The organism is Pseudomonas sp. Pseusp97 (genome assembly GCF_047304025.1).
Lineage (GTDB): Bacteria > Pseudomonadota > Gammaproteobacteria > Pseudomonadales > Pseudomonadaceae > Pseudomonas.
The window spans coordinates 1-11,729 of sequence record NZ_JBGLYK010000184.1 but is presented as its reverse complement, the minus strand read 5'-3'; the positions used below and the strand labels follow the sequence as shown (position 1 = coordinate 11,729).

The window sequence follows — 11,729 nt, the reverse complement described above, 5'->3', positions numbered from 1 at the left end:
GTCATCGAATTGCGGCGCGAGGTTGGCCGGCAGCAATGGTGGCGTGGGCGGTGGCCACAGCTTCGTGGTGCTGGATGCCACGGCCGGCCGCGTCGACCCGAGCATCGGCTACAGCACCTCCGGGCTGGACAATGGCGGCGCCGCCGCGGACGAGCGCCAGAGCGAACTGCCGGCCAACCTCGCGCCGCAATTCGATGACGGCGGCAACGGCGTGCTGAATCTCACCACCGCCGAAGACACGCAGCTCACTGGCGCCTTCTCCGCCCGCGATCCGAATGGCGACCTGATCTCCTACAGCGTCGGCCAGGCACCGGCCAACGGCCTGCTGGTGCTCAACCCCAACGGCACCTGGCAGTACAACCCCAACGGCGACTACAACGGCGCCGACAGCTTCACCGTGATCGTCACCGACAGCCGCGGTGCGTCCAGCACCCTGGTGGTGAACGTCGGGATTACCGCGGTGAACGACGCTCCGGTGGCCACTGGCACCTACAGCGGCGCCATCGTCGATACCGCCGCCAACGACAGCTTCGCCGACATCAAGGGCCAACTGACCGCCAGCGACGTCGACGACACCAACCTGACCTGGAGCGGCAGCGCCAAGGGCGCCTACGGCGAGCTGACCGTCAACGCCGACGGCAGCTACACCTACGTGGTCGACGCCAATGCGGTGAACGCCCTGCCGCTGGGCCAGAACCCGAGCGAGAGCTTCACCGTCACCGTTACCGATCCGTCCGGCGCCACCGACACCCGTGTCATCACCATCAACGTCCAGGGCGCCAATGACACCCCGGTCGCCCAGGATGGCCAGGCCGGCGGCAACGAAGACAACGTGATCGGCGGCCAGCTGCTGGCCACCGACCGCGACACCGGCAGCACCCTCACCTTCACCACCAACGGCAACCCGCCGGCAGGCTTCACCCTGAAGCCGGACGGCAGCTGGACCTTGGATGGCAAGGACCCGGCGTACCAGCACCTGACCGAGGGCGAGACCCTGGTGGTGCAGGTGCCCTACAGCGTCACCGACGAGCACGGCGCGACCAGCACCGCCACCCTCACCGTGACCCTGACCGGGACCAACGATGCGCCGGTCGCCCTGCCGGGTGCGGCGACCACCGAGGAGAACAGCGTTCTCGTCGGCCAGGTCCCGGCCGCCTCGGATGTGGATGGCAGCGTCGCCGGCTACCAGCTGACCACCGGCGTCGGCAACGGCAATGGCAACCTGACTTTCAACCCGGACGGCAGCTACAGCTTCAACCCCGGCAAGGACTTCGACAGCCTGGCCCAGGGCGAGACCCGCGACGTCACCTTCACCTACCAGGCGAAGGACAACAACGGCGCGCTGAGCGACCCGCAGACCATCACCATCACCGTGACCGGCACCAACGACGCGCCGGTTGCCCTGCCGGGCGCGGCCACCACCGAAGAGAACACCGTGCTCAACGGCCAGGTGCCGGCCGCCTCCGACGTGGACGGCAGCATCGCCAGCTACCAGCTGACCACCGACGTCGGCCAGGGCAACGGCTCGTTGACCTTCAACCCCGATGGCAGCTACGTCTTCAACCCCGGCAAGGACTTCGACAGCCTGGCCCAGGGCGAAACCCGCGACGTCACCTTCACCTACCAGGCGAAGGACAACAACGGCGCACTGAGCGATCCGCAGACCATCACCCTCACCGTCACCGGCAGCAACGACGCCGCGGTGATCGCCGGCCAGACCAGCGGCAGCGCCGACGAGACCGACGCCCCGGTCACCATCGACGGCAAGCTGACCATCAGCGACGTCGACAGCCCCGCCAGCTTCCAGGCCCAGACCGGCACCGCCGGCACCCATGGCAAGTTCAGCATCGCCGCCAACGGCAGCTGGACCTATATCGCCGACGAGGCCTACAACGAACTCAAGGTCGGCGAACAGCTGACCGACAGCTTCACCGTGCTGGCCGCCGACGGCACCAGCAGCATCGTTACCGTGACCATCAACGGCACCAACGACGCGCCGGTCGCCAGCGCCACTGTTGCCGCGGTGAAGGAAGACGCGCAGATCAGCGGCCAGCTCGCCGCCACCGACGTCGATCACGACGCCCAGCTCAGCTATGCCCTGGACAAGGCCGCCCCGGCCGGCTTCAGCGTCGACGCCGACGGCAAGTGGAGCTTCGATGCCAGCGTCAGCGACTACCAGCACCTGAAGGCCGGCGCCACGCAGACCATCAGCATCCCGTTCACCGTCACCGACGAGCACGGCGCCAGCAGCTCCAGCAGCCTGACCATCACCATCACCGGCACCAACGATGCGCCGGTGGCCAATGCGGCCTCCGCCACGGCCAGCGAAGACAAGCTCAGCTTCGGCAAACTGACTGCCAGCGACGTGGACGACGGCGCCAGGCTCAGCTTCAGCCTGACTGACAAGGCGCCGGCCGGCTTCGTCCTGTTCAAGGACGGCACCTGGGCCTTCAGCGGCCTCGACCCGGCCTACCAGAGCCTCGCCGCCGGCGAGACCAAGGTGCTGTCCATCGACTACAGCGTGACCGACGAACAGGGCGCCACCAGCACCAGCACCCTGACGCTGACCGTCACCGGTACCAACGACACGCCGATCGCCCTGCCCTCGCTGCTCAATGGGGTCAAGGAAGATGCGCAGATCAGCGGCCAGCTGAAGGCCATCGACGTGGACAATGGCGCGCAGCTCACCTATAGCCTGAACAAGGCCGCTCCGGCGGGCCTCACCCTGGGCAGCGACGGCAAGTGGAGCTTCGATGCTAGCGACGCCGCCTACCAGCACCTCAAGGCTGGCGCGACCCAGCTCATCAGCGTGGGCTACACCGTCACCGACGAACACGGCGCCAGCACCCAGAGCGTGCTGGTGATCACCGTCACCGGCACCAACGATGCGCCCAGGGCCGACGCCGCCACTGCGGCCGCCGCCGAAGACGCCGTCAGCAAGGGCCAGCTCACCGCCACCGACGTGGACGACGGTGCCAAGCTGAGCTTCAGCGTTGCCGGCAGCCCGCCGGCCGGCTTCACCCTGAAGACCGACGGCAGCTGGACCTTCGACGGCAAGAACCCGGCCTACCAGTCCCTTGCCGAAGGCGAGACCCGCGACATCCAGGTCAAGTACCTGGTCACCGACGAGCACGGCGCCACCGACACCCAGACCCTGACCCTCACCGTCACCGGCAGCAACGACGCCGCGGTGATCGGCGGCCAGACCAGCGCCAGCGTCTACGAGACCGACACAGCCGTGAATACCGGCGGCCAGCTGACCATCAGCGATGTCGACGGCCCGGCCAGCTTCCAGACGCAGACCGATACGCTCGGCCAGTACGGCAAGTTCAGCCTCGATGCCAGCGGCAAGTGGACCTACTACGCCCAGGGCGCCTACAACGAGCTGAAGGCCGGTGAAATCCTCACCGACACCTTCACCGTCAAGGCGGCCGATGGCACCACCGCCAACGTCACCGTCAACCTCGTCGGCACCAACGACGCACCGTTCGCCATTCCCGCCACCGCCAGCGCCGTCGAGGGCGGCGTGAACCGGGTCGGCCTGCTGGACAACGCCACCGAAGGCTCGGCCATCACCCTGACCGTGACCACCACCCAGCCCGGCGAAGCCGTCAGCTTCAACTGGAACTTCAGCACCCAGGACTACGGTCAGTACAACGACTTCGCCTACGTGCTGATCAACGGCCAGGCGGTCAAACTCTCCGATGTCGCCACCGTGGGCGACGGCGGCAGCTCCGGCCAGCAGACCTTCAGCCATCTGTTCGCCCAGCCGGGGACCTACACCCTCGTCATCGGCGTCGCCGACTACGGCGACAAGAGCATCGACTCCAGCCTGGTGCTGAGCAACCTGTCCAGCCAGATCGTCGCCAGCCACTCGGTGGGCAGCGTCAACCTGAGCAATGGCAGCTGGACCCTCACCAGCAATGGCGCAACCCAGCAGACCCTGCAGGAACTGAACAAGAGCGGCGCGCCGGTCACTGGCCAACTGCAGGCCACCGACGTCGACCACGACGCGCAACTGGCCTTCAGCCTGAAGAACGCCGCCCCCGCCGGCTTCGTCCTCCATGGCGACGGAACCTGGAGCTTCGACCCGACCAACCCGGCGTACGACAGCCTGGCCGCCGGCGAGAAGCAGGTGCTGACGATCAACTACGTCGTCACCGATGAGCACAACGCCAGCAGCTCCAGCACGCTGACCCTGACCGTCACCGGCACCAACGACGCACCGGTGGCCATCGCTGCCCAGTCCACCGTGCATGAAGACCAGACCGCCAGCGGCAACATCGGCGCTACCGACGTCGACCACAACAGCACGCTGACCTACGCCGCCCTGGACAGCCTGCCAGCAGGCGTCACCCTGCGCGGCGACGGCGGCTGGACCTTCAATGGCAACAACAGCGCCTACCAGCACCTGGCCGAAGGCGAAACCCAGACCCTGCAGATCGCCTACAAGGTCACCGACGAACACGGCGCCAGCAGCTACGGCACCCTGTCCCTGACCGTGGTCGGCGCCAACGACGCCGCGATCCTCGGCAGCGCTGAGGTGACCCTGCAGGAAACCAACGCCGTACTCACCACCGGGGGCCAGCTGAGCATCAGCGACATCGACAGCCCCGCGACCTTCCAGGTGCAGAACGACACCGCCGGCCAGTACGGCAAGTTCAGCATCGACGCGGCCGGCCACTGGACCTACACCGCCGGTTCGGCGCTGGATAGCCTCGCCGAAGGCGAGATAGTCCAGGACACCTTCGTGGTGAAAAGCGCCGACGGCACCCAGACCTCGGTGAAAGTCACCATCGTCGGCACCAACGACGCCGCGGTCATCGGCAACGCCGATGTGGCCCTGCAGGAAACCGACGCCCCGCTGACCACTGGCGGCCAGCTGAGCATCAGCGATGTCGACAGCCCGGCCACCTTCCAGGCGCAGGCAAACACCGTTGGCACCCTGGGCAACTTCAGCATCGACAGCGCCGGCAACTGGAGCTTCGTCGCCAACTCCGCCTTCGATCACCTGGCCCAGGGCAAGTCCCTGAGCGAGGTGTTCGCGGTCAAGAGCGCCGACGGCACCACCGGCAGCGTCACCATCACCATCAACGGCAGCAACGACGCGCCGATCGCCAGCAACAGCCAGGCACAGGTCGCCGAAGACCTCACCAGCCAGGGCCAGCTCGGCGCCAGCGATGTCGACGACGGCGCCAAGCTGCAGTTCGCGCTGATCGGCAATGCCCCGGCCGGCTTCGTGCTGCAGGCCGACGGCAAGTGGACCTTCAACGGCAGCGATCCGGCCTACCAGGGCCTGAAGGCCGGCGAGACCAAGGAAATCGAGGTCAAGTACAGCGTCAGCGACGAGCACAACGCCAGCGATGATGGCGTGCTCAAGCTCGTGATCACCGGCGCCAACGATGGCCCGAGCGCCGTGGCCGACACCGCCAGCGCCCAGGAAGACACCACGCTGAAGATCGACGTGCTGGGCAACGACACCGATCCGGACGGCGACAGCCTGACCGTCACCAGCGCCAGCGCCGGCAATGGCAGCGTGGTGATCAACCAGGACGGCACCCTGAGCTACACGCCCAAGGCGAACTTCAGCGGCTCCGACACCATCACCTACAGCATCAGCGATGGCCATGGCGGTACCTCGACGGCCAGCGTAGCGGTGACCATCGCAGCCATCGCCGACCAACCCGACCTGAGCCTGGGCAACCACCTCAGTTCCTCCGGCCTGACCCTGCAAACCTGGACCGGCCTGAACCTGGGCACCGGCGGCAACGGCGCCGCGCCCGGCGACCTGCAGAGCAAGATCGACGCGGCCGGCGCCCCGGCCACCAGCGAATCGATCAACAGCGCCAAGGACAGCGACGTACCGGCCGGCACCGCCAGCAAGGTCAGCGGCCTGATCTTCCTCGAAGCCGGCCACACCTATACCTTCAGCGGCACCGGCGACGACAGCGTGCGCCTGGTCATCGGCGGCACCAACGTCGCCCAGGCCACCTGGGGCGGCAGCAGCGGCAAGTACAGCGGCACCTTCACCCCGACCGAAAGCGGCTACTACACCCTGGCGCTGTACCAGCACAACCAGAGCGGCCCGGGCAACTTCGACCTGAAGCTCTCCGACAATGGCAGCGCGCCCAGACTGCTGGGCACCGACAGCGCACTGGTCTACCACGACGCCGGCGAGCTGACCGCCGGGGGCGAGAACCTCACCGCGCACCTGGGCAGCGATGGCCAGGGCTACTACACCGCCGCCGCGCTCAACCAGGGCAATGAGGACAGTGCCATCGCACTGTCGAAGATCCACGCCGCGCTGGTCGACACCGATGGCTCGGAATCCCTGGCCATCAGCATCGGCAAGATCCCGGCTGGCGCCATCCTCAGCGACGGCACGCACAGCTTCACCGCCGACGCCACCCACCAGAGCGTCGACCTCAAGGGCTGGAACCTCGAGACCCTGACCCTGACACCGCCGGAGAACTTCAACGGCACCATCAAGCTGGAGGTCAGCGCCACCGCGACCGAGGCCAGCAACGGCGACACCGCGACCCGCACCCTGGACCTGGTCGTCACCGTCGCCCCGGTGAACGATGCGCCGACCGTGAGCGGCAGCCAGAACCTGCAGACCGACGAGGACACGCCGGTCAGCGGGCAGATCCATGCCAGCGATGTCGACGGCGACAACCTCAGCTACACCCTGAAGAACGGCAGCGGTCCGGCCAACGGCAGCGTCACCTTCGGCACCGACGGCCACTACACCTACACCCCGGACGCCAACTACAACGGCAGCGACAGCTTCACCGTGCTGGTCAGCGATGGCCATGGCGGCAGCGTGGAACAGGTCGTCACGGTCGGCATCAAGCCGGTGAACGACGCGCCGACCACCAGCGACCAGACCAAGACCATCGCCGAAGACACCTCGCTCAGCGGCAAGATCGTCGCCAGCGACGTGGACGGCGATCAGCTCACCTACAGCTTCGGCAGCATGCCGCAGCACTCCGCGTCGCTGACGATCTACCACCAGACCGGTCAGTACATCTACGTCCCGGCGGCGAACTTCCACGGTACCGATTCCTTCTCCATCGCCATCAGCGATGGCAAGGGCGGCGTGACCTACTCCACGGTCACCATCACCGTCACCCCGGTCAACGACGCGCCGGTATTCACCAGTTCGCCCACTGCCACCACCGCCGAAGACACCGCGCTGGTCAGCCAGGTGCAGGCCACCGACGTCGACGGCGACAGCCTCACCTACAGCCTGAAGACCGGCCCGGCCCACGGCACCCTGACCCTGCAGGCCGACGGTCACTACACCTACACCCCGGACGCCAACTACAACGGTGCCGACAGCTTCACCGTCACCGTGGACGACGGCAATGGAGGGGTCGTCGACCAGGCCGTGAGCATCACCGTCACCCCGGTGAACGACGCGCCGACCGCCGCCAACCAGCAGAAGGACGTGGCAGAAGACACTCCGCTGGTGGGCAAGATCATCGCCAGCGACGTCGATGGCGACAGCCTCAGCTACGCCTTGCAGTCCGGGGTGAGCCACGGCACCCTGCTGCTGAACACCACCACCGGCGACTACACCTACACCCCGGCGGCCAACTACAACGGCGCCGACAGCTTCACCGTGCGCGTCAGCGATGGCCACGGTGGCTTCGTCGACTCCGTGGTGAAGATCAACGTCACCCCGGTCAACGACGTGCCGGTATTCACCAGCTCGCCCACTGCCAGCACCGCCGAAGACACCGCGCTCAACGGCACCCTGACCGCGACCGATGTGGAAAACGACGCCCTCACCTTCTCCCTGAAGTCCGGCTCCACCCCGGCCCACGGCAGCGTGGTGGTCAACGCCAACGGCAGCTACACCTACACCCCGGCCGCCAACTACAACGGCAGCGACAGCTTCACCGTGCAGGTCAGCGATGGCCACGGCGGCATCACCGAGCAGGTGATCAACGTCACCGTCACCCCGGTCAACGATGCTCCGGTCTTCACCAGTCAGGCCAGCCTCACCACCGCCGAAGACACCGCGAAGACCGGCCAGCTCACCGCCACCGACGTGGAGAACGACACCGTCACCTTCGCGCTGAAGGCCAACGGTGGCGCCAGCCACGGCAGCGTGGTGGTCAATGCCAACGGCAGCTACACCTACACCCCGGTGGCCAACTACAACGGCACCGACAGCTTTACCGTGCAGGCGAACGACGGCCACGGCGGCATCACCGACCAGGTGATCACCATCAACGTCACGCCGGTCAACGATGCCCCCAACGGCACCGACAACAGCATCACCCTGAACGAGGACAGCAGCCGCAGCTTCAGCGCCGCCGACTTCGGCTTCACCGACGTGGACGCCGGCGACGCCCTCAGCGCGGTGCGCATCGACAGCCTGCCCGGCAACGGCACGCTGAAGTTCAACGGCACCGCCGTGACCGCCGGCCAGGTGATCGACGCAGCCGACCTCGGCAAGCTGGTATTCACCCCGGCGGCCAATGCCAACGGCAACAACTACGCGAGCTTCACCTTCTCGGTGAAGGACAGCAACGGCGCCTTCGACGCCACGCCGAACAAGCTGACCCTCAATGTCGCCCCGGTGAACGACGCACCGGTGGCCGCCAACGACAGCTTCACCGTCAGCGGCCTGAAGGGCAGCTACTGGGGCTATCGCGAAGGCACCGATGGCAGCAACCTGACCACCCTGTCCCAGGTGCTGTCGTTCATCACCGGCAAGGCGGCGGCCGCGACCTTCACCGCCAGTTCGCTGAACTACAGCCTCAGCGGCGGTGACCTGGGCGGCGACGGCAACCTGCAGAAGTTCCTCGGCAACGATGCGAAGAGCCTCAACACCGATCCGGCGAATACCTCCGACGCGATCATCCAGCTGACCGGCGCGATCAACCTCAATGCCGGCAACTACCAGCTGCGGGTCAATGCCGACGATGGCTTCAGCATCAGGATCGACGGCGTGGAAGTCTTCAAGTACGACGCCAACCAGAGCCCGACCGGCCGCGAATCGGCGGTCTTCAGCATCGCCCAGAGCGGCAACCACAGCATCGAGATCGTCTATTGGGACCAGGGCGGCCAGGCCCAGCTGCAAGTGGAGATGCGCCCGCAGAACGGCACCTACAGCGTACTGGGCGGCACCGGCCTGACCCACACCGTGGGCGAGCTGGTGACCAACGAGGACACCCCGCTGACCATCGCCCCGCAGACCCTGCTGGGCAACGACAGCGACATCGACGGCGACAGCCTGTCGATTGTCAGCGTACAGGGCGCGGTCAACGGCAGCGTCAAGCTCGAAGGCGGCAACGTCGTCTTCACCCCGGCCAAGGACTTCAACGGCAGCGGCAGCTTCACCTACACCATCAGCGACGGCCATGGCGGCACCAGCACCGCGACCGTCACCGTGGGTGTCAACGCGGTGAACGATGCGCCGACCCTCGTCGCCGATACCGCGAGCACCAAGGAAGACACGGCGGTGAAGATCGATGTGCTGGCCAACGACAGCGACGTGGACGGCGACAAGCTCACCGTCAGCAGCGCCAGCGCCGGCAACGGCAGCGTGGTGATCAATGCCGACGGCACCCTGACCTACACGCCGAAGACCAACTTCAGCGGCAACGACACCATCAGCTACACCGTCAGCGACGGTCATGGCGGCACCGCCACCAGCACCGTCGCGGTCAGCGTCAGCCCGGTGGCCGATGCGCCGGTACTGGTCAGCGGCAGCCTGTTCGCCCTCACCCCGGGTGCCGTCACCATCGGCACCAGCCAGGCCGTGAGCCAGGCGATCCTGGAACAGGAAACCGGGCTTTCCAGCGGTACGCTGGACAAGTTCAACCCGCCGTCCGGTCCGATCACCAACAATGCCGCGGTCAACGTCATCGACGGTGCGCTGACCAGCTCCGACTACAGCCTCACCGCCGGCAGCAAGATCAACTTCACCTGGGCCTTCACCAACGGCGAGAACACCGTCAGTGAAATCCAGAACGGCTTCAACGACATCGTTGCCCTGGTCGTCACCGACCCGACCGGCGCCAGGCAGGTCATCCAGGTGACCTCCTCGGAGCAACTGGGCGCCAGCGTCAACGGCAATGGTATCCAGAGCTTCACCGCGACCATGAACGGCAACTACCACTTCGACTGGCTGGTGCTCAACGGTGGCGATGACGGCAAGGACTCCAGCCTGGCCATCAGCAACACCACGGTCACCTACGGCGACAAGACCTACGGCTCCGCCGTGGACATCGCCCTGACCACCGGACTGGTCGACCCCAGCGGCTCGGAAAGCCTGAGCGTGAAAATCACCGGCGTACCGTCCGATGCCGCCTTCACCGCCGGCACCAAGGGCGCCGATGGCAGCTGGACCTTCACCGAGGCACAGCTGCACGACCTGCAACTGCTCACCGCGGTGAACTACACCGGCACCCTGACCCTCAACGTGACCGCCACCGCCACCGAGTCCAACGGCACGACCGCCAGCACCAGCGGCACCCTGAGCGTCACCGTCGCCACTACCACCAGCACCACGGCCACCGGCAACAACGACCTGCTCCACGGCCTGGACGGCAACGACAGCCTCAGCGGCGGCAACGGCCACGACATCCTCTACGGGGGCACCGGCAACGACACCCTCAATGGCGGCAACGGCAACGACTCGCTGTACGGCGGCGCGGGCAACGACACTCTCAACGGCGACGGCGGCAACGACCTGCTGGTGGGCAACGAGGGCAACGACATCCTCAATGGCGGCGCCGGAGACGACATCCTGATCGGCGGCAAGGGCAGCGATACCCTCACCGGCGGCGCGGGTGCCGACACCTTCCTGTGGCGTGCCGGCGACACCGGCAGCGCGACCATCACCGACTTCAAGGCCAGCGAAGGTGACCGCATCGACCTCAGCGACCTGCTGCCGGACGCCGCGCACAACGACATCCTCAGCTACCTGAAGGTGGACACCGCGACCTCGACCCTGCAGGTGAGCACCACCGGCCAGGTCAACAGCAGCGCGGACGTCACCATCAAGCTGAGCGGCGTCGACCTCTCCGCCTACGGCTCGACCTCCACCGAGATCGTCAACAAGCTGGTGGCGGGTTCCGACCCGGTGGTCAAGACTGAGCATCACTGATCGGCAGTTGCCGCAAGGCTTCCGAACGTTCAGGCTCTGACACGGCGCCAGCGGGGCCACCCTTCGGGGTGGTTCCGCTGGCGTTCCTTCACATCACGAAACATGGGGACGGGTCGATGCTGCATATCCAGCGCAACGCCGACGGGAAGATCGCACGCGTCGAGGACGCCGAGTTCGAAGGCGCCACTGGCACGCTGCCGGCGGACCATCCGGACATCCAGGCCTGGGCGGCCGAGAGCAGCCTGCTGCAGCTCAAGCAGAGCGACCTGGACATGATCCGGGTGCTGGAGGACCTGATCTCGGTGCTGATCACCAAGGGCGTGATCCGCATCACCGACCTGCCGCCGGCAGCGCGCTCCAAACTGCTCAACCGGACCCAGGCCCGCGAGGCGCTGGGCGGGCTGACCCGGCTGATCAACGATGACGAGGAAACGGGGCTGATCTGAGCCCCGTTTTCTTTTCCGGCCGTGCTAACGATCCGGTGGTCTGTAGGAGCGGGGGGGGGGGGGGGGGGGGGGCGCCCGCCCCCGCCCCCCGCCGGGGGGGGGGGGGGGGGGGGGCGGCGACAGCACAGCCCCGCGGGGGGAGGGGGGGGGGGGGGCGG

2 protein-coding genes are annotated in these 11,729 nt (G+C 67.0%); both read left to right on the top strand.

What is annotated here, in order from left to right; translation table 11 throughout:
- Positions 1-22 precede the first annotated feature (22 nt).
- On the top strand, positions 23-11,125 hold the full coding sequence (locus ACCC94_RS22955) for an Ig-like domain-containing protein (RefSeq protein WP_413351889.1): 11,103 nt from the start codon (positions 23-25) through the stop codon (positions 11,123-11,125).
- A 116-nt stretch (positions 11,126-11,241) separates the two neighbouring features.
- A complete protein-coding gene (locus ACCC94_RS22950) occupies positions 11,242-11,571 on the top strand; it encodes a tryptophan synthase subunit beta (RefSeq protein WP_413351888.1) in 330 nt (109 codons plus the stop codon).
- Positions 11,572-11,729: the final 158 nt, after the last annotated feature.

What these genes read in the sequence shown, in the direction of transcription:
- ACCC94_RS22950 (WP_413351888.1), top strand. Translation starts at nt 11,242, where the DNA reads ATGCTGCATATCCAGCGCAACGCCGACGGGAAGATCGCACGCGTCGAG.